At 39.3% G+C, this 26,232-nt stretch carries 22 protein-coding genes and 1 pseudogene; 22 read left to right on the top strand and 1 reads right to left on the bottom strand.

All coding sequences use genetic code 11. The features are described from left to right. Nucleotides 1–62: 62 nt before the first annotated feature. From I6F42_RS01955 to I6F42_RS01935, 5 genes are all read left to right on the top strand, one after another. Nucleotides 63–1,232, top strand: coding sequence for an efflux RND transporter periplasmic adaptor subunit (locus tag I6F42_RS01955; RefSeq protein ID WP_197150487.1), 1,170 nt, complete (start codon nucleotides 63–65; stop codon nucleotides 1,230–1,232). Between the two features lie 9 nt (nucleotides 1,233–1,241). Next, nucleotides 1,242–4,394: an efflux RND transporter permease subunit gene (locus I6F42_RS01950; RefSeq protein ID WP_007582022.1), complete on the top strand. Its 3,153-nt coding sequence runs from the start codon at nucleotides 1,242–1,244 to the stop codon at nucleotides 4,392–4,394. Further along, the gene (locus tag I6F42_RS01945; RefSeq protein WP_010553923.1) at nucleotides 4,387–5,799 is read left to right on the top strand and encodes a TolC family protein; all 1,413 of its coding nucleotides are present in this window, start codon (nucleotides 4,387–4,389) and stop codon (nucleotides 5,797–5,799) included. The genes I6F42_RS01950 and I6F42_RS01945 overlap by 8 nt, the downstream gene beginning before the upstream one ends. 10 nt (nucleotides 5,800–5,809) lie before the next feature. Beyond that, nucleotides 5,810–6,838 (top strand): zinc-binding dehydrogenase, encoded by a 1,029-nt coding sequence (locus I6F42_RS01940; RefSeq protein WP_197150484.1) that lies wholly within the window; start codon nucleotides 5,810–5,812, stop codon nucleotides 6,836–6,838. Between the two features lie 339 nt (nucleotides 6,839–7,177). Further along, on the top strand, nucleotides 7,178–9,433 hold the full coding sequence (locus tag I6F42_RS01935) for an acyl-CoA dehydrogenase (protein ID WP_197150479.1): 2,256 nt from the start codon (nucleotides 7,178–7,180) through the stop codon (nucleotides 9,431–9,433). Nucleotides 9,434–9,816: 383 nt separating this feature from the next. Here the strand turns inward: I6F42_RS01935 and I6F42_RS01930 are convergent, their stop codons facing one another. Then, nucleotides 9,817–10,746, bottom strand: coding sequence for an integron integrase (locus I6F42_RS01930; protein ID WP_050576436.1), 930 nt, complete (start codon nucleotides 10,744–10,746; stop codon nucleotides 9,817–9,819). Between the two features lie 304 nt (nucleotides 10,747–11,050). Between I6F42_RS01930 and I6F42_RS01925 the strand changes: the two genes are divergently transcribed. From I6F42_RS01925 to I6F42_RS01850, 17 genes and pseudogenes are all read left to right on the top strand, one after another. Beyond that, nucleotides 11,051–11,884 carry a tyrosine-type recombinase/integrase gene (locus tag I6F42_RS01925; RefSeq protein WP_010555537.1) on the top strand — a complete coding sequence of 278 codons (834 nt, stop codon included), beginning with the start codon at nucleotides 11,051–11,053 and terminating at the stop codon, nucleotides 11,882–11,884. After that, nucleotides 11,881–12,972: an IS91 family transposase gene (locus I6F42_RS01920; RefSeq protein ID WP_096058057.1), complete on the top strand. Its 1,092-nt coding sequence runs from the start codon at nucleotides 11,881–11,883 to the stop codon at nucleotides 12,970–12,972. Before I6F42_RS01925 ends, I6F42_RS01920 begins: the two co-directional genes overlap by 4 nt. A 337-nt stretch (nucleotides 12,973–13,309) precedes the next feature. Continuing rightward, a complete protein-coding gene (locus I6F42_RS01915; RefSeq protein WP_010553080.1) occupies nucleotides 13,310–13,747 on the top strand; it encodes a hypothetical protein in 438 nt (145 codons plus the stop codon). A gap of 133 nt (nucleotides 13,748–13,880) precedes the next feature. Beyond that, complete coding sequence (locus I6F42_RS01910; protein WP_033012802.1) at nucleotides 13,881–14,066, top strand: hypothetical protein; 186 nt, start codon at nucleotides 13,881–13,883, stop codon at nucleotides 14,064–14,066. A gap of 119 nt (nucleotides 14,067–14,185) precedes the next feature. Then, entirely contained in the window at nucleotides 14,186–14,545 is a 360-nt protein-coding gene (locus I6F42_RS01905; RefSeq protein ID WP_010553078.1) for a hypothetical protein, read from the top strand. Nucleotides 14,546–14,651: 106 nt separating this feature from the next. After that, nucleotides 14,652–15,032, top strand: a complete 381-nt coding sequence (locus tag I6F42_RS01900; protein ID WP_197150476.1) for a hypothetical protein — start codon at nucleotides 14,652–14,654, stop codon at nucleotides 15,030–15,032. Nucleotides 15,033–15,060: 28 nt separating this feature from the next. After that, on the top strand, nucleotides 15,061–15,486 hold the full coding sequence (locus tag I6F42_RS01895; RefSeq protein ID WP_197150473.1) for a hypothetical protein: 426 nt from the start codon (nucleotides 15,061–15,063) through the stop codon (nucleotides 15,484–15,486). Between the two features lie 283 nt (nucleotides 15,487–15,769). Further along, nucleotides 15,770–16,744: a transposase gene (locus I6F42_RS01890; RefSeq protein ID WP_197150470.1), complete on the top strand. Its 975-nt coding sequence runs from the start codon at nucleotides 15,770–15,772 to the stop codon at nucleotides 16,742–16,744. 478 nt (nucleotides 16,745–17,222) lie between these two features. Continuing rightward, the gene (locus tag I6F42_RS01885) at nucleotides 17,223–17,627 is read left to right on the top strand and encodes a hypothetical protein (protein ID WP_197150468.1); all 405 of its coding nucleotides are present in this window, start codon (nucleotides 17,223–17,225) and stop codon (nucleotides 17,625–17,627) included. 35 nt (nucleotides 17,628–17,662) lie between these two features. Continuing rightward, nucleotides 17,663–17,725: pseudogene (locus I6F42_RS20380) on the top strand (Mobile element protein); the annotation flags it as partial. 101 nt (nucleotides 17,726–17,826) lie between these two features. Continuing rightward, the gene (locus I6F42_RS01880) at nucleotides 17,827–18,801 is read left to right on the top strand and encodes a transposase (protein ID WP_197150466.1); all 975 of its coding nucleotides are present in this window, start codon (nucleotides 17,827–17,829) and stop codon (nucleotides 18,799–18,801) included. Between the two features lie 419 nt (nucleotides 18,802–19,220). Then, a complete protein-coding gene (locus I6F42_RS01875) occupies nucleotides 19,221–19,907 on the top strand; it encodes a hypothetical protein (protein WP_197150465.1) in 687 nt (228 codons plus the stop codon). Between the two features lie 208 nt (nucleotides 19,908–20,115). Continuing rightward, complete coding sequence (locus I6F42_RS01870) at nucleotides 20,116–21,072, top strand: phosphotransferase (RefSeq protein ID WP_197150463.1); 957 nt, start codon at nucleotides 20,116–20,118, stop codon at nucleotides 21,070–21,072. Between the two features lie 146 nt (nucleotides 21,073–21,218). Next, nucleotides 21,219–21,848, top strand: coding sequence for a uracil phosphoribosyltransferase (gene upp, locus I6F42_RS01865; RefSeq protein ID WP_002958676.1), 630 nt, complete (start codon nucleotides 21,219–21,221; stop codon nucleotides 21,846–21,848). A gap of 10 nt (nucleotides 21,849–21,858) precedes the next feature. Then, nucleotides 21,859–23,097, top strand: coding sequence for a uracil-xanthine permease family protein (locus I6F42_RS01860; protein ID WP_007580880.1), 1,239 nt, complete (start codon nucleotides 21,859–21,861; stop codon nucleotides 23,095–23,097). A 145-nt stretch (nucleotides 23,098–23,242) separates the two neighbouring features. Next, entirely contained in the window at nucleotides 23,243–24,988 is a 1,746-nt protein-coding gene (locus I6F42_RS01855; protein WP_197150461.1) for an HAD-IIB family hydrolase, read from the top strand. After that, nucleotides 24,981–26,201, top strand: a complete 1,221-nt coding sequence (locus I6F42_RS01850; protein WP_002958673.1) for a glycosyl transferase — start codon at nucleotides 24,981–24,983, stop codon at nucleotides 26,199–26,201. Before I6F42_RS01855 ends, I6F42_RS01850 begins: the two co-directional genes overlap by 8 nt. Nucleotides 26,202–26,232: the final 31 nt, after the last annotated feature.

Raw genomic sequence — 26,232 nt, 5'->3', positions numbered from 1 at the left:
ATGGTTTTTACACACGGGTTTAATCCGTATTATGCGAGGCTAATCAACAATGGAGCGTCTTCATGAACAAACATCTAATTGCTGCTGCACTTACTGCGGCATCTTTAACACTTGCGGGTTGTGCTGATGAGAGCACAGCTCAATCATCACCTGCACAGCAACTTCAACCAATTGATGTAGCACAGGTGCTTGTTAAGCCGGTACAAAGCTGGCACACATATACAACTCGTTTAGAGTCTCCACAAGAAGTTGCTTTAATGCCGCGTGTATCGGGAATCATCGATAGCATTGAATTTAAAGAAGGTGACGTGGTTAAAGAAGGCGATGTTTTATTTCAATTAGATGCTCGTCCATTTGCTGCTGTGGTTGCTAGCTTAAAAGCGCAAATCAACAGTGCAGAAGCTGCCTTAGAGCAAGCTAAAAGTGAAGACAAACGTGCGGTACGCTTATTAGACCGCAAGGCAATCTCAACTGAGCAAGCACAAGCGCGTACTTCAACACTACGCCAACGCGAAGCACAGCTTTCTGCACTTCAAGCACAACTTACTTCAGCAGAGCTTGATTTAGAGTTTACGTCAGTAGTATCACCAATTGATGGCATTATTTCTCGCGCAAATATTACCAAAGGTAATAACATACTTGCGGGTCAAAGCGTATTAACGTCGATTGTTTCAAACCAAGCTATGTACGCTTATTTTGATGTTGATGAACGCACATGGAATAGCTCTTTTAATGATGTTACTGCTGCGAGCCATCAAACTGTTGTAATGCAAAAAGTGGGTCAAAGCGATTTTGCATACAAAGGCTACATTAACTTTATTGATAACCAAATTAATTCATCAACGGGCACATTACGTGTACGTGCAGTATTTAATGAAGACAGCAACCAATTACGCGCAGGCTCGTTTGCACGTATTAAGCTTGCAGCCAACTCTATTAGCGACGCGATTATTATCCCAGAACGTGCAATTGGTACCGACTTAAAAAATCGTTTTGTATTAACGGTTGGCGAAAACAACGTACTTGAATACAAACTTATCACTACAGGTGAGCGTTACGGTGCCTTACGTGCGGTTACATCGGGCCTTAACGAAGGTGATGTTATTGCTGTAAATGGCCCAGCTCGCGTAGGCCCTGGTATGCCAATCTCTCCGCAAACAGTAACAATTGATACAAGTGGTGTGGCATTTACATTGTTAAATGACAACGCACAACTTGTGGCTAAGCAATAAGGTTTATTGATGAAATTCTCGCATTTCTTTATACAGCGTCCAATATTTGCGGCCATGCTGTCATTGGTTATTTTAATTGCTGGTGGTATATCACTATTCCAATTACCAGTTAGTGAATACCCAGAAGTAGTTCCTCCAACAGTTGTTGTTACCGCTAACTACCCGGGTGCTAACCCTACCGTTATTGCGCAAACAGTGGCAACACCGCTGGAGCAAGAAATTAACGGCACTGAAAACATGCTATATATGTTTTCGCAAGGTACCAGTGATGGACGCATGACACTAACGGTAACTTTTGCGTTAGGTACCGATTTAGATCGTGCTCAAGTACAAGTACAAAACCGTGTAAACAGTGCGCTTCCGCGTTTGCCTGAAGAAGTACAACGTTTAGGTGTTGTGGCTGAAAAGTCATCACCAGATTTAACCATGGTAGTGCATTTATACTCACCTGAAAAAACGCACGACACAGCTTACTTATCTAACTATGCTGATTTAAACATTAAAGATGAAATTGCGCGCTTACCAGGCGTAGGTGATATTCGCATGTTTGGTGCTGGCAAATACTCAATGCGAGTATGGCTAAACCCAGATGCACTTGCTGCACGCGAATTAACAGCAACAGATGTAGTAACAGCACTTCGCTCGCAAAACCAGCAAGTTGCTGCTGGTAGCTTAGGTGCACAACCAATTTCAAACGACAGTCAATTTCAAATATTGTTAAACGTTAAAGGTCGTTTAAACAGTATTGAAGAATTTGAACAAGTTATTATTAAGGTAGGCGACGAAGGTCAGTTAACGCGTTTATCTGATATAGCCCGTGTTGATTTAGGCCAAGACACTTACGCACTGCGTGCTGAGCTTGATAACCAACCAGCTCTTGCAATGCCAATATTCCAACGCCCAGGTTCAAACGCTATTGAGCTTTCTGATCAAGTACGCGAAACAATGGCGCGCTTATCTAAAGATTTCCCTACTGGTGTTGAATACGACATTGTGTACGACCCTACAGTATTTGTTCGCGGCTCAATTGACGCGGTAATTGCTACTTTGCTTGAAGCAATTGTGCTGGTAGTTATTGTTGTTATTGTATTTTTACAAACCTGGCGTGCATCAATTATTCCGCTAATTGCTGTGCCTATTTCGCTCATTGGTACGTTTGCAGTAATGCAGTGGTTAGGTGTCTCAATTAATACCTTGTCGTTGTTTGGCTTAGTATTGGCCATAGGTATTGTTGTAGATGATGCGATTGTAGTTGTTGAAAACGTAGAGCGTAATATTGAAAAAGGCTTATCGCCACTTGAAGCAACCCGGGTTGCAATGAGCGAAGTAACAGGCCCTATTATTGCCATTGCGCTAGTACTAAGTGCTGTATTTATTCCTACTGCGTTTATTACCGGTTTATCAGGTCAATTTTATAAGCAATTTGCACTTACAATTACAATTTCGACTATTATCTCAGCGTTTAACTCACTAACGTTATCGCCTGCGCTTGCTGCATTGTTATTAAAATCGCACGATGCAAAACCAGATGCGTTCACGCGTTTACTTAATAAATTGTTTGGTCGTTGGTTGTTTAAACCATTTAACCGCGTATTTAATCGTGGTGCTAAAGGTTACGAAAAGCTGGTACAAAAACTAATTCGTATGACCGTTGTTGTAATGGTGGCTTACATAGCACTTGTTGGTGGCACAATTAAGTTATTTGATACCGTACCAGGTGGCTTTATTCCACAGCAAGATAAACAGTATTTAGTGGCTATTGCGCAGTTACCTGACGCATCAAGCCTTGATCGTACTGAAGACGTACTTGCTCAAATGCAGCAAATTGCATTAGAAGTACCAGGCGTTGCACATACTGTTGCTTTTCCTGGCTTATCAGTGAACGGTTTTACAAATAGCCCTAACAGCGGCATTGTATTTACACCACTTGAGAGCTTTGATAAACGTACCGACCCAAGCCAATCAGCGATGGCGATAGCGGCGCAGTTGAATAAACGTTTTGCCGCCATTGATGAGGCATTTGTAGCGGTATTTCCACCGCCGCCAATTCAAGGTTTAGGGACTACCGGTGGTTTTAAACTGCAAATAGAGGACAGAGCTAATAAAGGATTTGAAGCACTATTTAATAGTCTGCAAGCCGTAATTACTAAAGCGCAACAAGACCCTGCATTAATGGGCCTGTACTCAAGTTTCCGTATCCAAGTTCCACAAATGGATATTGATATTGACCGTGAGCAAGCGCTTATTCAAGGTATTCCACTTGATGAAGTATTTAATGCACTGCAAATTTACTTAGGTTCTGTGTACGTAAATGACTTTAATATGTTTGGTCGTACGTACCAAGTAAATGCACAGGCTGATGCTGACTACCGCTTAGATCCTGATCAAATACTTAATTTAAAAGTACGTAACCGCTCAGGTAATATGGTGCCACTAGGCTCAGTATTAACAGTAACACCAACAATTGGTCCTGACCGTGTTATGCATTACAACGGTTATCCAAGTGCAGAGTTAAATGGTAGCCCAGCGCCAGGTTATAGTTCTGATCAAGCACAAGTTGCTATTGAAAAAGTACTCGCAGACACACTACCAACAGGTATTGAATATGAGTGGACTGAAGTAACGTACCAACAAGTACTTGCCGGTAACACCATGGTTTATGTATTCCCGTTAGTTGTATTACTTGTATTTATGGTACTTGCAGCGCAGTACGAGAGCTTACGTTTACCACTGGCAATTATATTAATTGTACCAATGACTATTTTCTCAGCCTTGTTAGGTGTGTGGTTTGTTGGCTCTGACAACAACATATTCACCCAAATAGCGTTAATAGTTCTGGTCGCGTTGGCCTCTAAAAATGCAATATTGATGGTTGAGTTTGCAAAAGATAGACACGACTCAGGCTTATCGCACTTAGAGGCAATACTTGAGGCATGTCGTATGCGCTTGCGCCCAATATTAATGACCTCAATTGCATTTACAGCAGGTGTTGTACCGTTAGTACTTGCCACCGGTGCAGGCGCCGAAATGCGACACGCAATGGGTAACGCAGTATTCTCAGGGATGATAGGTGTAACCGTGTTTGGTCTATTATTCACGCCGGTATTTTATATGTTAGTGACTAACAAAAAAGAGAAAGCGCAGGAGAATACTCATGACTAAATTAATGCAAAAAAGACTTAAAACAAGTCTGACTGTTAGTGCAGTATTAGTCGCTGCGTTTTTAGCCGGGTGTGCGAGTAAAATAGACACCATGAGTGAGCAAAAAGCCGTTAACGAATTTGTTGCCAAAGCTAATATTGCTAGTAACGTTAGCGTTGCTGATGAAACAAACTGGTGGAAAAAGCTTAATTCTGATCAACTAAATGAGCTTGTTACTGGTGCGCTTGCAAATAACTATAATTTGCAAACAAGCCAGCTAACACTTAAAAGTGCATTAGCGCGACTAGGAGAGCAAAAAGCCCAGTACCTTCCGCAAGGTGGCGTAAATGTTGGCGCAGCTCGAAGCGATGCACCAAGCGTGTTTGACCGCCAATCAAGTGCAAACGTTGCACTTGATTGGCAACTAGATTTATTTGGTCGTATAACGGCGTTGGTTGATGCTGCAAATGCATCAGCCATGAGCCAAGCAGAGCAAGTACGCTTATTACAAATTGAAGTTGTTTCGTCAGTCGTTAAAGGCTTTGTAAGTTATCAAGGTAATGTTGAAAAACAACACATTGTTACACTTCAAATTGAAGCGCTTGAGCAAAGTATTGACGTTCTTCAAGCCCGAGTTGACGAAGGCGTAGCAAACGAGCTTGATTTAAACCGTACTATGGCGCAGCTTAGGCAGCAACAAGCATTAATGCCTGCTATTGAGTATGCAAAATACAGCGATTTATCTGCTCTTGCAGTACTAAGCGGTAAGTTAGCGCAAAATATTGCTATTGAAAACGAGCAAGGTGTGCTTGAACGTGACTTTAGCGTAGCACTAAAAAACGCTAATAATGCCATTGCCTTACGTCCAGATATTAGCCGTGCACTGTTTGACTTTAGCCAAGCAAATAGTTTAAGCGTTGCAGCGAGTAAAGCGTTATTACCCGATATTAGCTTATCTGCATTTGCAGGGGTTGTGAGTATAGATAGCACAGGCTTAAAAAATACCGACCAACAGTGGCAAGTAGCGCCGCAATTGCAATGGTCGTTATTAAGCTACCCAGCATTATTAGCACAGCGCGACGCGCAGCAGTTTTTAAGTGAAGCCGCATACAGCGATTATCAACAAGTGGTATTAACTGCACTAAGTGAAAGTGAACTTTCACTGCAATTGTTGGTCAATCAAGCACAGCAAAAACGCTTTGCCGATGAACGCTATGACTTTGCTAATAAAGCATTTTTACAAGCACAAGCAATGTATGAAGAAGGCCAAATTCCTTACCTTGAGTTGTTAGATGCGCGCCAGGATGTTTTAATAGCACAAGAAAATGCTGTTGAAACAACAATTTCTTCACTGCTTGCCAAAGTAAATGCTTACCAGTCATTTAATGGCCAATGGAGTTATGCGTTAAACGACACTAATAAGTAGAGTTATATTGATGCCAAATACTGAAAATTTACATGAATACATTATCCCGCAAACGATGCGCGCTATTGTACTGCCAGAACCAAATGAAGCAATTGACTTAGCAGATGCTGAGCTGCCTGTTCCAGACTGTGCAGATAACGAGCTGCTTGTAAAAGTAGAGTACGTTGGTTTAAATCCAGTTGATGGTCAATTTGCTAAAACAGGCTTTTGTAAATGGCAGTATCCACACATTTTAGGCTTAGATGCCGTAGGTGTTGTGGTTAAAGCTAATAAAGGTGTGTTTCCAAATGTTGGCCAGCGCGTTATGTGGCACGCCAACATTGGTGAGCAAGGTGCTTTGAGCGAATACACCAAAGTACCTAACTTTGCAGTGTCGGTTGTGCCAAGCGGTTTAAATCCGGCCATTGCAGCAACACTTCCATGCGCCGGTATGGCAGCACTTATCAGCTTAGATAAAATAGGCATTAGTGAAGGCGATACTATTTTTATTGAAGGCGGAGCCGGAGCGGTAGGGCAGTTTGCTATTCAATATGCAAAACAGCGTGGCGCAGATGTATTTACCACGGCATCAAAGCGTAACCATAAGTTGGTTAAGCAGCTAGGCGCTGATGTGGTTTTTGACTATAGCGATAAAAAGCTATGCGAAAAAATCCGCAGAGAACTTGGCCCGCAAGGCTTTGATGCGGTTATTGATACGATAGGTGGTGAGTGTACTCAGCGTAATATTGAGTTAATGCGTTTTTGCGGACGTATTGCCTGCTTAAATCCGCTACCTTGTTTTGATCAAGACTTAATGTATCACCGAGCGCCTAATATTAGCGTAGTATCAATTGGTGGAGCATGGCTTGCTAATAGTTTATGTGCACAACAACGTTTGAGTTTTATGGGCAACCTGTTACTTGAAGGCGCTGTTAGTGGCGACATTAAACACCCAGAAATAACGCCCGTAGATTTTAGTGCTGACTCAGTATCGCAAGCGCTTAATAAACAACTTGCTGGTGGTTTTACCGGCAAGCAAGTTGTTAAAGTTACTAAGTGAAGCGCTTATACAATTTGATTTAAATTTAGGTAGTTTTAGCTAGATTAATTGATAATGTAGCCTCTACAAATTGAATAAAAACGTAGCCTATTTGTGCTGCGTTTTTTTATGCCCATAAAAAAATAGATACAGCGCTAGCGCTTTTGCTGTTTTATTCATCATTTTAGTCAAAATACTTTTTTTTAGCGTACAACTGTAAGCCTTTGTGTTTCAACAGTTTACGTTCAGGTAAAGAAAATAAATTGAAAAAACTGTTAATTAATTGAATAGAGCAATTGATCTAAACGATTTTTTATGACGTAATGTAGTTATTATTTAGCTGGTCGGATGAGTTCAATCATGAGTTTACGTACAAAACTAAAAAAAGTATTACCAAGTATTTCTATCACAGAACAAGAAGCGCTAGACGCGGGTGATGTATGGCTTGAAGGGTCTATCTATCAAGGTAAACCTGATTTCAGTGCACTTCGCGACGTACCTGCTGCTACATTAAGCGCAGACGAGCAAGCATTCTTAGACGGTCCAGTAAAAGAGTTATTGGGCATGATTGACGATTCAGTGATTCAAAACGGCATTCATTTACCAAATGACATCTTAGAATTTTTGAAAAAAGAGCGTTTTTTCTCGCTTATCATTCCTAAGTCGTTTGGTGGTTTAGAGTTTAGCCCTTATGCAAACTCTACTATTGTTGGCACAATTGCGACTAAAAGCTCAGCAGTTGCGGTAACCGTAATGGTTCCTAACTCGTTAGGCCCGGGTGAGCTATTACTTCACTTTGGTACGCAAGAACAACAAGCACATTACTTACCACGCCTAGCAAATGGTACAGATATTCCATGTTTTGCATTAACAAGCCCAGAAGCGGGTTCTGATGCAGGTGGCATTCCAGACATTGGTACAGTTACTAAAGGCATGTATAAAGGCGAAGAAGTACTTGGCCTTGAGATCACATGGGACAAGCGCTACATAACGCTTGCACCTATTGCTACCGTACTTGGTTTAGCTTTTAAAGTAATGGACCCTGATGGTTTATTAGGTGGTAAAGAAAGCTTAGGTATTACCTGTGCACTAATTCCAAAAGAGCACCCAGGTGTAGAGCTTGGTAATCGCCACGACCCAATGGGTATTCGTTTTTACAACGGTACTACACGTGGTAACAAAGTATTTGTACCAATGGATTTTGTTATTGGCGGGCAAAAAAATATCGGCCGTGGTTGGCAAATGCTGGTTAGCTGTTTAGGTGCTGGCCGTGGTATTTCATTACCTGCACTAGGTGTTAGTACAGCACAAGTTGCATTTAAATCAGCATCTGAATACGCAGCAGTGCGTGAACAGTTTGGTTTAGCCATTGGCCAGTTTGAAGGTATTCAAGAAAAACTAGCTGACATTGCAGGTAAAACATACCTACAAGAAGCAATGCGCGTACTTACAACTGAAGGCTTAGGCATGGGCTTAAAACCATCAGTAGTAACTGCAATCGCTAAATACCACATGACAGAGCTTGGTCGCGACGTGCTTGATTCAGCAATGGATATTCAAGCGGGTAAAGCGATTCAAAATGGTCCACAAAATACATTAGCAAGTGGTTATGTTGCTCAGCCGATTGCCATTACGGTAGAAGGCGCGAACATTCTTACACGTAACCTGATGATCTTTGGTCAAGGTGTTATGCGTTGTCACCCATATTTACAATCTATGGTTGAATCTATCCATAGTGAAGATAAAGGCGCAGATAAAGAATTTAACGGCATTTTACGTAAAACAATTGGTTACAGCACAGCAAACAGCTTCCGTGCTTTTCGCCTTGGTGTTTTACCATTTACAGCAAGTGCAAACTCTGAATTACCAGAAGTACGTGACTACGAAAAAGCAGTACATAAATTATCTGCAAAACTTGCAGTGTACGCAGACTTTTCGTTACTGGTACTTGGCGGTAAGTTAAAACAAGCAGAAATGCTATCGGCACGTTTAGGCGATGTAATGAGCTTCTTATATGCAGCTATGGCATCAATTAAATATTACGAGCAAAAAGTATCAAGTAGTGACCGTGAGCAAGCTGCACCGTATTTCCATTACGCGACTCGTTTTGCACTTCAAAGTGCTGAAGAAGCATTGCATAAGTTTTTAGATAACTTCCCTGCAAGTGGTACACGTAAGTTTATTCGTTTCATTACAATGAACTACTCAACTAAAATGCCAAAAATTAGCGACGATTTAATCCGCGAACTAGCTAAGCAAGCTCAGCTAGATACCGCATTTAAAGCGCAAATCACGCATTTAGTTAAACCAGTAGTGGGCGATGGCCATCATATTAATGAGCAAGCTTACAAAGCTAAAATGGCATCACTTGGCGAACTGGCTAAAGTTAAAAAAGCATTACGTGCTAAAGTAATTAAACCAGGTATACGCTTTAACATCACGCTTGATAACGCACTAGCGGCAAACGTAATCACGCAAGCTGAACACGTTCAGTTAATTGATTACAACATCAAACGTGAAAAAGCGATTCGTGTAGATGAGTTCGATTTTGATATGAACATACTAGACGATAACGCACAGCCGATTAACCCGCTTAAAAGTGTAGTTAATCAATAAAATTAAATTCAATGATGCAAAGCGCCCGCAGTATCGGCGCTTTTATTGTTGAAAAGTATTAGTGTGGAGCCCCGCTTGTGTAAAAACAAGCGGGGCTTTTTTATGTGTTTTTTAAAGTAGAAATAGATAGCGGTATTGATTTGTAAGCGAGTATGTATGTGTAGAGGATTAAAAAGAGACGCTTATAATCTTGAAAAAGGGCTAACAACCCCGTTAGCACCTTGTTGTAGTACATGGGTAGGATACCCGCTGAATTAAAACGTTGAACATTTTAGCGTTCTAAATAACTCATTAACTGCGTTAAAAACTTCTCATATAGATAAACTATATTACCAAGTTTTTGCCTTGTTACTGAGCTATTTATCTATCGCTAAAATTGCTCACTAATTCAATACAGCGGGTATTATTTGCGTAGTACGCACATCACTATGGCCTAGTTGTGTTTGTACTGTGCGGATATCAGCGCCGCTTTGCAGCAAGTGCGTAGCGAAAGAGTGACGCAAAGTATGTGGCGTAACGTGTTTGTTAATTTCAGCTTTTGCTGAAGATAGTTTAACTGACTTTCTTACCCCTGAATGATCTAAGTGGTGACGTCTTATTTCTCCTGTTTCAGGGTCCGTACTTAATTTATGTGATGGGAACAAAAACTGCCATTGTAAAGACTTATTAGCGCTTGGGTATTTTTTACTAAGTCGATGAGGCATCCATACACCGGCGTACGCATCATTTTTTAAATCTAACTGTAAATATTCATCAACTTGAATTATTTGATTTCTTAGCATTGGTATTAATTCTTCAGCAAGTGTCACAATACGATTTTTATTACCCTTACCGTTCCAAATGCGTATGTTTTTATAGTCGAAGTCAATATCTTGAACTCTTATTTTTACTGCTTCCATCAGCCGTAAACCACTTCCATATAGCAAGCTTGCTATCAAATAATGTCGTTTATTTATATTTCTAAAAAATAGCAATACCTCAGTTTGTGTAAGTACGACAGGAAGTTTCTGTTGGCGGTTACTTTTAACGAAATTTAAATCTAATGAGAGCTCATTCTTGATAATATGTTTATATAAAAAAGCAAGTGCATTTAAAGCGGTTGCTTGTGTTCTCGCTGCCACTTTTTTAGTGACTGTTAAGTGATTTAAAAATATTTCAACTTCATTATTGCCCATACTGGTAGGGTGCCGCTTATTATGAAAATGGATATAGGCAGTAATCCAAAATACATAAGTTTCAATAGATTTTTTAGCGTAGTGATGGCTATACATATAGTTGATAATACTATTAAGAAAAGGGGATTTAGTTTTCATTTTAAATCTCAATTAACTGTAATTATATACAGTATTGGCGTTTTTCCTCCTAAGTCAAGAAATGAGGACATTTTCCTCTTTTTTGCATTTTAATAAAAGAACAGCCTGACTTAAAGTTTAAAGCTGGCAATGTGTTACAGTATTTGTTATTAATATGTAAAATAATTAAGGGAACATGCATTGCTCATAAAAAGAGGAAAGTGTCCTCTGATAAAGCTGTTGAACTAAGCCGCTACGCGGAGATCCTATTCTGACCATTTGAGCCACACTTACCTTGGGGTTATCCCATATTTGGAGGTAAGTCATGAATACACTCATTGAACAAGTCAAAATTGAAATAGCCTACCGTGGTTATTCACAAAGTACCTGTAAAAGTTACTGCGAGCATTTACTTAAACTCAGCCATTATTTTAATAAACCACTCGATTTAATTACTGATGATGAGCTGAATATCTTTTTTAAAGATCCCGCCATTCGCAAGCTCTCCAGAGCGAGTCAAAAAATACAAATAAACAGCATTTGGTTTTTGTTTAAGAATATTTTACACCGCCCACTGAACTTAGACATAGCCTTGCCTAAAGCAAAACCTCGGGCACCTACTTATTTATCGCGTGATGATATTCGACGACTTATAGAAAGTTGCACGGATATGCGCTTAAAAACATTGATAGTGGTGTGTTATGGATGTGGTTTGCGTATTGGCGAACTGCTGCGCATCAAAGTGCAAGACATCGATGGACAGCGTAAAACCATTTTAATTGAACATGGTAAAGGAGATAAGTCACGCTATGTTGTTGTATCAGATAGCGTGCTAAATCAATTACGTTGCTATTGGAAAATGTATCACCCAACGGGCTGGATGTTTTATTCACGATGGTTAATGGATAAACCTATGTCACCCTCAAGCTTCAGAAAGGCATTGAAAAAACATGCACAAATGTGTGGTTTAAAGCACTGTAATCCACATGTATTACGCCATGCTTATGCAACACATCAACTTGAGTTAGGGATGCCGCTTCATCAACTTCAACATCAGCTTGGTCACAGTGACATTAGAACCACGCAAAGTTACTTACACTGGTTACCTGAATTAGGGCATGGTGGTATTGATTTACTCGCAAGTTGGGGAAACCAATGAGAGGCTTGCACCTCGCTGATATTTTAAATTCTGGCCTTGGGAATTATCGGCAGCACCACATAATGAGTTATCAGCAGTTACGAGTCTGCCAACACCTTCAATCATGCAGAACGGGTCAGCTCGGTTATCAAGCATGGCAATGTGATAACTGTAGTGAAGTACAACAAATTGGATGTAGCTGTCGAGATCGGCATTGCCCACGTTGCCAAGGTATGGCAACGGCTAAATGGGTGCAAAGACAACAAGAGGATTTATTATCGTGTCGCTATTTCCACCTTGTTTTTACGCTCCCGCATGAGTTAAATATCATTGCGCACTACAACCCAAACGCGTTGTATCACTGTTTATTTAAAGCTGCATGGCAAACGCTGTGTAAATTTGCGAAACGAAAGAGGCATGGCCAGTTAGGCATGACAAGCGTACTGCATACGTGGGGGCAGAACTTAAGTCAGCATATTCACCTGCATTGCTTGATACCCGCAGGCGCGCTTGATAAAGCGCACTGGCATGAAATAAAAAAAGGCTATTTATACCCCGTTAAAGCATTATCAACAGTGTTTAGAGGGAAAATGCTCGCGGCGCTCAATGAATGCGATAGTTCATTCGCGAAGGTAAGCACACCAACCAAATGGTGCGTGTATAGCAAAGCCTGTTTAACGTACAGTGAAAAGCTAGTTAGTTACCTTGCTCGTTATACCCGAAAAGGCGTGATGTCAGAATCGCGATTAGTGTCAGCGACTGAAGAAACAGTGAGCTTTAAATACCGCGATTATGCAGATAACAACCGCGATAAAGTCATGACTCTGAGTTGTGATGAATTTTTACGGCGCTACTTACAACATGTATTGCCCAAAGGGTTTATGCGCATTCGTCACTATGGCTTTTTAGCTAATGCGTGTCGCAAGCGAAAGTTAGGGTTAATAAAGGCTCAAGTATCAGCAACCCCATGCAAAGCGGTGAAGCCGAAGGTAGAGCAAGAACGATTAATACCCCATTGGTCTTGCCAGTCATGCAAGACGGGTACCTTACGATTTATTGGTGTGATGAATTTAGATGAGGCGACAAATAAAATAGCGCGAACGAGTTAGCAGCCTTGCTTGCTGCATCAAATCAATAAGTTAACCTGCTTAATTGCTCAGGCTAATAGCGACTGTGCGAGCGAAAAATATCCTTGCTTAACGGTTAAACATTCGGTTTAATGAATAGATAATAAACGCTGAGCAATGCAGGGAAAGCTTAAATTATAATAGGTAAGCTTATTAAATTAGCTGATTTAGCTAGAGCCTCTAAAAAGCAAATTCCCATAGCATAAACAACACCAACTCTGACACACCGAGCAGGTAGCGCCTCAGTCCAACAAGCGATTATGCAACACAAACTGCGTGTCGCATAAATACTAAAGTGTTATATGCTCAAGGAAGAATTGTGATTAAATTTCTAGTTTCTTTTTTAGTTTTACTACCGTTATTTGCACAAGCGAATACAGATTTTTGTGAGGATCATACTCCTAGAACTACAGCAACTCATGGTGGTGAAAAGTATGGCCTTGTTGTTCCAGGCAGCAAAGTTAAAAAGGCTGGTTCATGGTCACCTAAAGAAATGGTTTCACCACCATTAGCAACTTATAAAGCCTACTCTTTAGTTCAGGATTGGGCTGTTAGTAATTTGCCAAAATTTGATGGTATCGAAATTAGAAGTGTAGAGTTAGTTAAATACCATTGTCTGGTTGGTTTTTCTAAAGAGGAGTATTGGTATTACATTGTCGAATACGATCCTCTTCTTGATGGCAACAAAATGTATGGTTCAAAAAATTTCGTTGCTGTTTTAATGTCGGGCGAGGTTATTGGTGTTGAGAGCATATAACAAGCTGTTCAAGCGGGACAAAAAACAGTTTGCTGTTTCGTTCCTCAACATTTTAGCAAACAATTTTTGCCCCTTAACAGGGCGTTATGTGTTTAGGATTATTCACAGTAAATTCAAGGATGGGGAGTCCAAAATGAGATTTAATAATAAGCTCAATCGCGCACAACTTGGTGCTTTAACTATATGTTTAGGTACTTCACTTGGTATGTCATTTCTAGTTGGGAGTTCATCACCTTTCATAGGGCTAATGCTTGGTACAATTACCATCGGTATTTATGTCATGATTCTTTCTGGAAAGTGGAGTGCAAAAAACACATAACAAGAAATTCAACAAGGACAAAAAACAGTTGGCTTTTTGTTCACTACGTTCACTTATTTTAGCCAACCATTTTTTGCCTGTTAATTAGGCGTTATGTGTAAACGGATATCGTCGAGTATATGGATATTTTCAAAGGTATAGATTTCAATGACTCGTTTGTTCTCGGTTGGAGTTCGAATGCAACTGAAATCACATTCAAAATTGAGGCTAGCATTTGGCCTGATTCACCTCATTATCTAAATCCAAAACCTGATGAATATACTTGCTACCGTATATGTGAAATTCAATTTGCGGATTTCACTTCATATTCAGGGCTTGCTGAAAAAAGTAGTGTTAAACCAAACAAAGATATAAATGGTTCATTTGATTATGGCAATATAGATTCGTTAATTAAAACAAATCAAGGCTTTAAGGTTGTTGGTGAGTTTGGTAACTTAGAAGTTATAAACGGCAAAGTTCAGTTAAAAATTTACACATAACAAGCGCTTCAAACGGAAAAAATACAGCTGGCTGTTTTCACTCCGTTCAACATTTTAGCCAGCTATACTTTTCCGCTTAAGCGGGCGTTATATGCCTAAGGGAACTATGCGTAGAATTCTACTTTTAGCACTTATTTCGATATGTTTATTTTGTAATTCCGCAAAAGCTATTGAGCTATGTGCTAACGAAATCGATATTGATAAACCTCTTTTAGATAAACCTCTTTTAGATAAACCTCTTTTAGATAAATCACTTGCTAAAGTAGCCTTGTACGCTGACAAAATTTACGGTAAAAGTTGTTTGGTTTGCGCTGAGGTTTTAGAGCTCGATAAAGACAGAATTGAGCTTCATATAACAAGCCCAACAAATAAAGATGCAATTCTAAATACCTCTGCAACTATTGCCATAGCATTGCCAAGTGGTAAGATTCTAGAACAAAAGTTGTATCATAGTTGCAAAGTACGGACGGTGGTATCCGGCATATAACAAGTCATTAAAGCAGGACAAATAACAGTTGGCTTTTGCTCCTGCGTCACTTATTTTAGCCAACAATTATTTGCCTCTTAATGAGGCGTTATATTTCAAGGAAGAATCAATGAAGCCTGAGGATTACAATCCTAAAGCTAAAGAAGCATTTGGTAAATCACTTATCGATATAGGTGTAGCTATATTTAAAGGCATTATATTATTATTTACTGTTGTTCCACTTGCAGCAATATTACAAATTGCTATTAATGGCAATAAAAAATCTGTGTCATTATTTGATATGTTGTCTTCATTATCTCCTGCAACTCAATGGACATTTATTGGCTTCTTAGCTTTAGCATTTATTGCAGGGTTTGTTTTTCGTCGAGAGGGCTTAAGACATATACATGAGTTAGAAAATGTAAAATACATGAATTGGAAAATGAAATATAACAAGAAATTCAACAAGGACTAAAAACAGCGGGCTGTTCGCTCCGCTCCATTTTAGCCCACTATTTTTAGCCTGTTAATTAGGCGTTAGTTTACTGGTGTACTTAAAATAGATATGAGTTTAAATAAAGTTATTTTATTATTTTCTCTTTCATTATTTCTTGTCTGCGGATACTTAAATGAAAGGCATGGTGCAGAAGATTGGATAGTGTCTTATCACAAATAAACAAGACACCCACTCTAAATTTTGCACTTTTAGAAGTTAAAGACTAGCCTTTGTTTAGTGTAAAAAACAAGCAGGGTGTCTTATGGCTATCGCGAGAAAGCGTCAAGTAAGTTTGGCTGATACAAAATACTACCACTGTATTTCGCGTTGCGTGCGCCGTGCATTTTTATGTGGCGAAGACCACTTTACAGGTAAGTCTTACGAGCATCGACGAGGCTGGGTTGAAGACAAACTGCTTGAGTTAGCCAAGATATTTTGTATTGACGTATGTGCTTATGCCGTAATGAGTAATCATACACACTTAGTCTTGTATGTTGATGATAAAAAAGCGAATAGGTTAAATGATAAAGCGATTGTTATTCGCTGGCATAAACTGTGTAAAGGCACCGTACTTACGCAAAAATATGTACAGGGTGAAAAGCTAAGTAAAGTTGAACTTATCTTTTTTTATCAAACAGTAAAGGAATATCGAGAGCGCCTATCAAGTATTAGCTGGTTTATGCGGTTGTTAAATGAAGATATTGCTCGCAGAGCAAATAAGGAAGATAACTGTACCGGCAGGTTTTGGGAGGGGCGATTTAGATCGCAAGCACTGCTTGATGAAGCCGCACTTGCCGCCTGTATGGCGTATGTCGATTTAAACCCCATTAGAGCCAAGATGGCTAAAACGCCAGAAGAGTCAGACCATACCAGCGCTCAAGTACGCTTAATATGCGCAAAAGAAGGCAAGCAGCCAAAACAACTACTGCGCTTTGCAGGCATGCCACGTCAAATAATGCCCAAAGGGCTGCCGTTTGAGCTTAAATCGTACCTTGAACTTGTTGAATTAACAGGGCGTTGTATACGTGAAGATAAGCGAGGGTATATTGAGAGTTCACACTTACCCTTACTCGAAAGAGTGAATATATCCCCCGAAAATTGGTTAAAGCTCACCACACAATTTACGCGTGTATTTCATGGCGCAGTAGGCAGGCCAGCCTCACAAGAAGGTTATTGTGAAAACTTAAAGCGAAAGCGGCGAGCGAATATCAGTAACTGCGAAAAGCTACTGGCATAAAACGTAAACTACTCAGTAAAACTATTCAGTAATAAATCACAACTGCACCATGCAGTCATTTTCATGCGTGCAATTTAGATTAAGAGCGCTAATGACTTATTTGATGGATGAAATGAAAATAACCTGTCGATAAAAGGTATGTTATTAACCTACAAATTAAATTTAATGGCAACATTTTGTTTGTTCAATTGGAGTGGCTGTCTAGTTTATCTGCTATTTAAATATGAAAATTAGTTGACTATTTTTTAGGTGTTAAGGTTTGAAACTATTAATTTTTATATCACCAAAACTAATCTGACTTTCCCATAAACTTCCGATTTATAGTTTAAAAATAAAGCAGTATCAGCAACTTTTATAGGTAAGAGTAGAGCTACTTATAGTGCTTACACTTTTTATAATACGGTGATATTACTATTAGCCAGCCAAGTTACTTACATTAATTAATAACAAAATTAACTTTAAGGTATTTAAATTAACAATGAGCGCTAATACTTTTTTTACTTCAGCATCGGAACGTAAAATTGCTCCAATGCAAAATCATACACATAAACCTGACGGCACGCCTGTAGATAATGATAGAACAGAAATAGGTCCCACTCAGCAAGCTTTTGATGAATGGGATTCTGATGGTCTAGTGCTACCTAACCTTAAGAGAATGCGTTCAGAGCGGCTATCGCGTATTTGTAATCAATTAGTTATTCAAAACATTCCGGGAGTTTTATTATTCGATCCAATAAACATACGTTACGCCACTGACTGCAGCAATATGCAACTTTGGGTTACGCATAACCACTGCCGCGCATGTTTTATTAGTGCGGATGGTTATAAACAAATAAACAAGACACCCATCCTAAATTTTGCATTTTTTAAAATTAAAGGCTAGCCTTTATTTAGTGCAAAAAACAAGCAGAGTGTCTTATGGCAATCGCAAGAAAGCGTCAAGTAAGTTTGGTTGATACAAAGTACTATCACTGTATTTCACGTTGCGTGAAACAAATAAACAAGACACCCATCCTAAATTTTGCATTTTTTAAAATTAAAGGCTAGCCTTTATTTAGTGCAAAAAACAAGCAGAGTGTCTTATGGCAATTGCAAGAAAGCGTCAAGTAAGTTTGGTTGATACAAAATACTATCACTGTATTTCACGCTGTGTTCGTCGTGCATTTTTATGTGGAGAAGACCGTTTTACTGGTCAATCTTACGAGCATCGACGAGGGTGGGTTGAAGATAAGTTACTTATGCTCGCAAAAATATTTTGTATTGATGTGTGTGCTTATGCTGTTATGAGTAATCACACTCACTTAGTCCTGTATGTAGATGATAATCGAGCAAACAGGCTGAATGATAAAGCGATTGTTATTCGCTGGCATAAACTCTGTAAAGGCACATTGTTAACGCAGAAATATGTACAAGGTGAAAAGTTAAGTAAAGTTGAGCTCATCTTTTTCAACCAAACGGTTAAACAATACCGCGAACGCTTATCAAGTATCAGCTGGTTTATGCGGCTATTAAATGAAGACATTGCTCGCAGAGCAAATAAAGAAGATAACTGCACTGGACGGTTCTGGGAGGGTAGATTCAAATCGCAAGCATTACTAGATGAAGCAGCCCTAGCGGCCTGCATGGCGTATGTCGACTTAAATCCCATTAGAGCTAAAATGGCTAACACTCCAGAGGATTCAGGCCATACCAGCATCAAACAGCGTTTAACGTATGTAAAGGATGGTAAACAACCAAAACAACTACAGCGCTTTGCAGGCATGCCACGTCAAATAATGCCAAAAGGGCTGCCGTTTGAGCTTAAATCGTACCTTGAACTTGTTGAATTAACAGGACGTTGTATACGTGAAGATAAGCGAGGGTATATTGAGAGTACACACTTGCCTTTGCTAGAAAGAGTGAATATATCTCCAGAAAACTGGTTAAAACTCACCACACAATTTACGCGTGTATTTCATGGCGCAGTGGGCAGGCCAGTCTCACAAGAAGGTTATTGTGAAAACTTAAACCGAAAGCGGCGAGCGAATATCAGTAACTGCGAAAAGCTACTGGCATAAAATTTAAACTACTCAGTAAAACTATTCAGTAAAAAATCACAACTGCACCATGCAGTCATTTTCATGCGTGCAATTTAGATTAAGAGCGCTAGTGACTTATTTGATGGATGAAATAAAAATAACCTGTCGATAAAAGATATATTATTAGTCTACAAATTAAATTTTATGGCAACATTTTGTTTGTTCAATTAGAGTGGCTGTCTAGTTTAGTTCTTGTTCAATTAGAGTGGCTGTCTAGTTTAGTTCTTGCTGTCTAGTTTAGTTCTTATGATCGTAAAAGAACTTTTGTTGAAACTCGTTGGAAGTATACAAAAGAGGTGCAGCAAGTTGATTCAAAAATCCAATATTTTGAATCGAGACGAAGGGGTGGAGTTAACCAAGTTCAAAGTTGGCCGATAGTCCCATAAACAGGAAAACACATGAAGATATTTAAAATTTGTATAACATGCGGTATTTGGCTGCTATCTGCATGCAGCTCATATGCAGACGATGGTAATTGGCAGTGGAAACTCGAAATTGAAAAGACAATTGGGCATGCTGACAACTCGGTTCAGAACATGGAAATTGGCTCATATTGGAATAAAAACTACAGAGAAGCTGTGTTCTCTGTTTCAAATTTAATTTCCAATGGTTGGTCCAGTGAAGGTTTTGATGCTGATTTATATAATTCTATATTGTTAGAGGTATGGAGGAACACTAAGCATGTTCGTGTATTAGATGATCACTTAATTCGATTAGCTGCTATGAAATGGAGAATTAATCTTAAAAATAAATGTTTTGATAGTGGAGTGGATCTGAATATTGCACGAAAATATTTTATGGAGATGATCAGTTCGAATGAAAATATCTTAAAAAACTCAGCTATAACCGGGCTTGGAATGATTGGTGAAAAAAATGATGTTGATACGTTAATAGCGATATTAATTGATAATCAAGATAGTTTTATAGGTAAAACAGCATTAAATTCACTCTTACTTATTGATGACAAATACATGCTAGAATCACTTAGAGTAAGTTTGAATCAAGTTTCAAATAAGTCAATCAAGAATCAGATTCAACAAGAAATAAGTTACAATAGAGTTTATGAAAATGAATGCAGTAACTAAGCTTTAGGTTTACAAGCCGTTACTTGACTTTGATCCGATTGTTATCTGTGCAAACCTAAACCACAGCTAAAGTGTAGTGGCATAGTGATTTTGGCCACTATTTACATGCAAACTTGTATAAAACAAAGCGGGGCTTTTTTAAACCTTAGTTTTATTAAAAACGTCCACTAATGTTAAACTACAAAAAACTTAATTACTTAATATAGCTATGGCATTTTACATTCCTTTATTAAAAGCTCACTTTGAGCACATTGAAATTGGCGATACGCTTACATCACTTTGGAGTGGATGTGGCAGTATTGTGCAGTGCCAGTTTGATGATAAGCCATGTGTTATTAAAGCGATTAAAATGCCCAGTTATATACACCATCCTAAAATTAAACAAAGCGAATTTGCGCTTAAAAGAAAGCAGCATTCCTATAGTGTTGAATACACATTTTATAAGCTTTATAGCCAGCATTTACCAGTACATGCGCAAAGTATTGAATGTATAGGTGCAATTAATAAAGATGATGAATATGCGCTGGTGTTTAAGGATTTCACCAAACATGGGTTTGCTCAAGCAGGGCCACAACATGTTAAAGCTATATTAAAGTGGCTTGCACACTTTCATGCGTTTAACTTAAGTAAACCCGCTGAAGGGTTATGGCAGCAAGGCAACTACTGGCATTTAAGCACGCGCCCAGATGAGTTTAATAAACTAAAAGATAACCTTGATAAAAAGTCCGATATTAAAAATGCTGCACATAAAATAGATGAGCAACTACAAAGTTGTGCGTATAAAACGCTGATTCATGGCGATGCAAAAGTTGCTAACTTTGCAGCAAATGAGCGCGATGAAATACTCGGTTATGATTTTCAGTATATAGGTGCAGGTTGCGGGATAATTGATGTAATGTATTTTATGACCAGTTGCTTAAGTGATGCACAATTACACGAGTGCGCTGATGAGTACCTTGCGTATTATTTTGATAATTTAAAGGCTGCTATTACAACTTATCATCCTACAGCACCAGCAGGTAAAATAGCTGACAATTGGCTCGCTTTATGGCCTGCTGCATGGGCTGACTTTTATCGATTTTTAGCTGGCTGGAGCCCCGAGCACCAAAAAATAAATAGTTATATGCAACAGCAAGTAAACAGCTGGTTAGCGAGTAACATTTAATAAACAGGTTTTGCTAATCTCTTGCATAAATATCAAGCAAAACAATGCATTTTGGCACGATGTATGAAAATCTCTTTAAAACTACAGGTCAAATGACCTTTTTTAATATAAAATACTGCAAATTCTTGTATCAGTAGGTTTATATCATGGCAATTCACGTTATTTCTCACCCTCTTGTTCAACATAAACTAGGCCTAATGCGAGCGCATGGTATTAGTACTAAAAGCTTTCGTGAATTATGTTCTGAAGTTGGAACCTTATTAACTTACGAAGCAACTAAAAACCTACAGTTAGAAGATAACGAAATTACAGGCTGGGATGGCAATAAGTTAAAAGTAGAGCATATTAAAGGTAAAAAAATTACCGTAGTGCCTATTTTGCGTGCTGGTCTTGGCATGATGGATGGTGTTATGCAGTTATTACCAGCCGCTAAAGTAAGTGTGGTTGGTCTTGAACGTAACGAAGAAACACTAGAGCCAGTACCATATTTTGAAAAGCTAGTAGGTAATATTGATGAGCGCCTAAGCTTAGTTATTGACCCTATGCTTGCCACAGGTGGCTCAATGATTGCCACAATCGATATGCTTAAAAAAGCAGGCTGTAAAGAAATCAAAGTAATTGTATTAGTAGCTGCACCAGAAGGTGTGGAAAAAACACTTACAGCACATCCCGACGTAGAAATATTTACAGCCTCTGTAGATAGCCACTTAAACGAAAAGGGCTATATTATCCCTGGTTTAGGCGATGCGGGCGACAAAATATTCGGTACTGTTTAGGAGTCTTTAAGTGCAAAATAATGACACCTTTTCAATAAAAACTATTTTAACGGGCGCGCAAATGCTGTTTGTAGCATTTGGTGCGCTGGTATTAGTGCCGCTTTTAACGGGCTTGGATCCTAATGTTGCGCTTTTTACCGCAGGCATTGGTACCTTGCTGTTTCAGGTAGTGACTAAAGGCCAAGTGCCTATATTTTTAGCTTCATCGTTTGCCTTTATTGCACCTATTATTGCCGCTGTGCAAATGTGGGGCGTGCCAGCCACTATGGGCGGCTTAATGGTGGCGGGTTTTGCTTATATGCTTTTAAGTTTATTAGTGAAATTTAAAGGCGTTGCAACGCTTCATAAAATTTTACCGCCTGTGGTTGTGGGCCCAGTAATTATGGTTATTGGCCTTGCGCTTGCACCTGTTGCTGTAAATATGGCGATGGGTAAAAGTGGCGACGGCAGTATTCAAATTATAGATTACACCAGCGCTATTTATATTTCGTTGTTCTCGTTAGTGGTTACGCTTATTTTTGCAGTATGGGGAAAAGGCGTATTTAAGCTTATACCTATATTAGCAGGGGTTGTAGCGGGTTATTGTTTATCGCTTGGTATGGGCGTTGTGCAATTTGACGCGGTGACTAACGCACAGTGGTTTGCTGTACCAAACTTTACTTGGCCTGAGTTTAAATGGCAGGCTATTTTGTTTATGGTACCTGTAGCAATAGCACCTGCAATTGAGCATATTGGCGATATGATGGCTATTAGCCAAGTAACCAATAAAGACTTTTTGAAAAAGCCTGGGCTTCACCGTACTTTGTTTGGTGATGGCCTTGCGACTTCTGCGGCATCATTATTTGGCGGCCCGCCTAACACTACTTACTCAGAAGTAACGGGGGCAGTTATGCTTACCAAAAACTTCAATCCTAAAGTAATGATGTGGACAGCTGTTATTGCCATTATTTTAGCGTTTGTAGCTAAAATGGGATCTGGTTTGCAAACTATTCCTGTGCCAGTAATGGGCGGCATTATGATTCTACTTTTTGGCTCTATTGCTGTAGTGGGTTTAAATACACTGGTTAAATCGGGCGATGATTTAACAGCACCACGTAACTTAAGTATCGTTGCACTTATTTTGGTGTGCGGTATTGGTGGTATGCATATTGGTGGTAGCCAATTTAGTTTAGAGGGCGTAAGCCTCTGCGCTATTTTAGGAATAGTACTTAACTTAGTATTACCAAAAGCAGAACCTGAAAAAGTTTAATTTTGCACATTAGCTAAATAGATTGCACCATAATAGCGCATTTTTAATGCGCTATTTTTTTAACTTATTAATAAATATACAAAAATAATAATGGTCTAGTATCTGCATTTAACTTCCAGAACGCATTGTATGCAAAGGAGTTACTATGTCAGAGGCCAATATTGTGGATATAACCCCGTTTTTAGCAAAACACCAACTGCCTTTAAAGTATCAATATTTGAGTGAGCAATATTTTGTTCCACTCGCGCATGACATCCTCGAATCTAAAAAAACAAATACTCCTATTTTTGTTGCCATAAATGGATGCCAAGGCTCAGGAAAAACAACACTCGCTGATTTTTTAGTTACCTGGTTTTCTAAAAACACACCACTTAACAGTGTTGCATTGTCTATTGATGACTTTTATTTAGCAAAACAAGCACGTAGTGAACTTGCCAAAGACGTACATCCTCTTTTTACTACTCGCGGAGTACCGGGTACTCACGATGTAGCGTTAATGAATAGCACAATAACTAACTTACTGGCAGGAGAGGTAAACGTACCGCTTCCACGTTTTAATAAACACGAAGACGACTGCGTGCCAGCAAGTGATTGGCTAACAAACGAAAAGCCAGTTGATATTGTTATTTTAGAAGGGTGGTGTGTAGGCAGTGAGCCACAACCGTTGTTTTCATTGAGTGAGCCGCTTAACGAGTTAGAGCAACAATTTGATAAAGAAGGCGTTTGGCGCCGCTGTGTAAACAGCTGTTTGGCAAACGAATATAAAGCCGTTTTTAACCTAATTGATTATACCGTTATGCTAAAAGCACCGAGTTTTAGTGATGTTTTTACATGGCGACAAGAGCAAGAACAAAAGTTAATAGCCAAAAAAGGTGAAGGCTCAGGCACCATGACTAACGAGCAATTGGTGTATTTTATTTCTCATTTTGAGCGCATTACGCGTGAGAACTTAAACACACTGAGCGCTAAAGCAAATGCTTTAATTGAACTTGATAGCAACCGCGATATTAGCGGTATGCACCTAACGAGTGATGACACCCTTCAACCTATTATTTTTACAGATTTGGACGGTACATTGCTCGATCACGCCGATTACAATACCAATAATATCAGTGAGTTATTACAGCAGCTGCAAAATGCACATATTCCTGTGGTGTTTAATACCAGTAAAACTTTTTGCGAAGTTATAGAGCTTAAAAACGATTTAAACATTCAGCAGCCTTTTATTGTAGAAAACGGTGCTGCGGTATTTATTCCAGAAGATTATTTTGAACTTAAGCCTATTGGTTGCAAAAAAATAGGCGCTTATTGGTGCTACGCAATGGCAAAGCCGTTATCGAGTTTATTAAATGATTTAAATACTTTAAAGGCGGATTATAAAGCGCATTACAAATTGTTTAGTGATTTATCGAGTGAGCAAATATCAGAGCTTACTGGTCTTAGCGATGCACAAGCAAGGCGCGCACAAACTCGTGATTATTCAGACCCTCTTTATTGGTATGGCAACGACGAATTACTCACAGCCTTTGTAAGCGATGTTGAAGCACTCGGCTACGATATAAAAATTGGCGGACGCTTCATTCATATTGCCAAAAATACCGATAAAAGCGCTGCACAGCAGTGGTTAGTTAAACAGTTTACCAATCATTTCAGAAAGCCTCTCACGGTTATAGCTCTGGGTGATAGCGATAACGATAAGCAAATGTTAGAGCACGCAAATATCGCCATTATTATTGCCAATCCGGCGAGTAAAAAGCCGGTTAAATTGTCGCACAACAAAGCACGGTACTCTCAATCACCAGCACCGCTGGGGTGGATTGAAGAAATAACATCGTTGCCGTGTATTAGCAGTATTTTAAGTATTTCTGAGGAGCAAACATCTCATGGCTGATTTTTACCAAAATGGCATTATTACAACATTACATAATATTGCCGACAGACCAATAGAAGATCTAGAAAAAGAGCTACTTACTTTTAGCAAGCAGCGCCCAATGGGATTAATACTTCCTTCGTTATTTAGTGAACTCGAAGGCCCTGCACTGCAAAATATAGTTAGCGAATTACGCGAAGTACCGTATTTATCGCAAATTACCATAGGTTTAGATAGAGCCGACGAAGCACAGTACCGCCATGCACTTGGTTTTTTTAAAGAGCTAAACCAAAACCATAAAGTATTATGGAACGACGGCCCACGCTTACAAGCACTTGATAAAGAATTACAAGAGCTAGGCGTTGCACCGCGTGAGCTGGGTAAAGGCCGTAACGTGTGGTACTGCATGGGCTATAAATTAGCAACAGCGGAAGTGGAATCTATCGCGCTGCATGATTGCGATATTTTAACCTACGACAGAAGCTTACTTGCTCGCTTAATTTACCCCGTTGCGCATCCGCGTTTTAACTATGAATTTTGTAAAGGATTTTACCCGCGTACTGCTAATGGCAAAATTAATGGCCGTGTATCGCGCTTATTAGTAACGCCACTGCTTCGCTCGTTTAAAACAATTTTAGGCAATACCGACTACCTTGAATATATGGACTCATTTAGATACCCACTTGCAGGTGAGTTTTCGTTTAGACGCGATGTTTTAAACGATATTCGCATACCAAGTGATTGGGGCCTTGAAATAGGCGTACTGAGTGAAATGTATCGTAACTATTCACATAACCGCTTGTGCCAAGTAGATATTGCCGATAATTACGATCATAAGCACCAAGAACTTTCACTTGATGACCAAAGCGCAGGTTTGTCTAAAATGTCGATTGATATTACTAAGGCATTGTTTAGAAAGCTGGCAACACAAGGTGTTACTTTTACCAGCGAAACAATTCGTTCATTAAAAGCGACTTACTACCGTATCGGGCTAGATTTTATAGAAACGTATCATAACGACGCGCTAATGAACGGGTTAACGCTTGATGTACACCAAGAAGAAAAAGCAGTAGAAATGTTTGCACAAAATATTATGGAAGCAGGGCAACACTTTTTAGAAAACCCAATGGAAGCGCCATTTGTGCCAAGTTGGAACCGTGTTGTATCTGCAATGCCAGACGTACTTGAGCGCTTAAAAGAAGCCGTAGAGCTAGATAACGAAGAATATAGTTAACCTGCGTGCAGGTTAACTAGCCTATAAGTCT

Origin of the sequence: Pseudoalteromonas sp. SWYJZ12, from assembly GCF_015864395.1 — a bacterium.
In the GTDB taxonomy this organism is placed as follows: domain Bacteria; phylum Pseudomonadota; class Gammaproteobacteria; order Enterobacterales; family Alteromonadaceae; genus Pseudoalteromonas; species Pseudoalteromonas arctica.
This window is presented reverse-complemented; position numbering and strand designations above follow the sequence as displayed.

Coding starts and splice junctions, on each gene's coding strand:
- I6F42_RS01930 (WP_050576436.1), bottom strand. CDS start 10,746: ATGAAAACTAAATCCCCTTTTCTTAATAGTATTATCAACTATATGTAT.
- I6F42_RS01890 (WP_197150470.1), top strand. CDS start 15,770: ATGGCTATCGCGAGAAAGCGTCAAGTAAGTTTGGCTGATACAAAATAC.
- I6F42_RS01910 (WP_033012802.1), top strand. CDS start 13,881: ATGAGATTTAATAATAAGCTCAATCGCGCACAACTTGGTGCTTTAACT.
- I6F42_RS01885 (WP_197150468.1), top strand. CDS start 17,223: ATGAGCGCTAATACTTTTTTTACTTCAGCATCGGAACGTAAAATTGCT.
- I6F42_RS01855 (WP_197150461.1), top strand. CDS start 23,243: ATGTCAGAGGCCAATATTGTGGATATAACCCCGTTTTTAGCAAAACAC.
- I6F42_RS01955 (WP_197150487.1), top strand. CDS start 63: ATGAACAAACATCTAATTGCTGCTGCACTTACTGCGGCATCTTTAACA.
- I6F42_RS01875 (WP_197150465.1), top strand. CDS start 19,221: ATGAAGATATTTAAAATTTGTATAACATGCGGTATTTGGCTGCTATCT.
- I6F42_RS01950 (WP_007582022.1), top strand. CDS start 1,242: ATGAAATTCTCGCATTTCTTTATACAGCGTCCAATATTTGCGGCCATG.
- I6F42_RS01925 (WP_010555537.1), top strand. CDS start 11,051: ATGAATACACTCATTGAACAAGTCAAAATTGAAATAGCCTACCGTGGT.
- I6F42_RS01850 (WP_002958673.1), top strand. CDS start 24,981: ATGGCTGATTTTTACCAAAATGGCATTATTACAACATTACATAATATT.
- upp (WP_002958676.1), top strand. CDS start 21,219: ATGGCAATTCACGTTATTTCTCACCCTCTTGTTCAACATAAACTAGGC.
- I6F42_RS01880 (WP_197150466.1), top strand. CDS start 17,827: ATGGCAATTGCAAGAAAGCGTCAAGTAAGTTTGGTTGATACAAAATAC.
- I6F42_RS01920 (WP_096058057.1), top strand. CDS start 11,881: ATGAGAGGCTTGCACCTCGCTGATATTTTAAATTCTGGCCTTGGGAAT.
- I6F42_RS01900 (WP_197150476.1), top strand. CDS start 14,652: ATGCGTAGAATTCTACTTTTAGCACTTATTTCGATATGTTTATTTTGT.
- I6F42_RS01935 (WP_197150479.1), top strand. CDS start 7,178: ATGAGTTTACGTACAAAACTAAAAAAAGTATTACCAAGTATTTCTATC.
- I6F42_RS01905 (WP_010553078.1), top strand. CDS start 14,186: ATGGATATTTTCAAAGGTATAGATTTCAATGACTCGTTTGTTCTCGGT.
- I6F42_RS01870 (WP_197150463.1), top strand. CDS start 20,116: ATGGCATTTTACATTCCTTTATTAAAAGCTCACTTTGAGCACATTGAA.
- I6F42_RS01940 (WP_197150484.1), top strand. CDS start 5,810: ATGCCAAATACTGAAAATTTACATGAATACATTATCCCGCAAACGATG.
- I6F42_RS01945 (WP_010553923.1), top strand. CDS start 4,387: ATGACTAAATTAATGCAAAAAAGACTTAAAACAAGTCTGACTGTTAGT.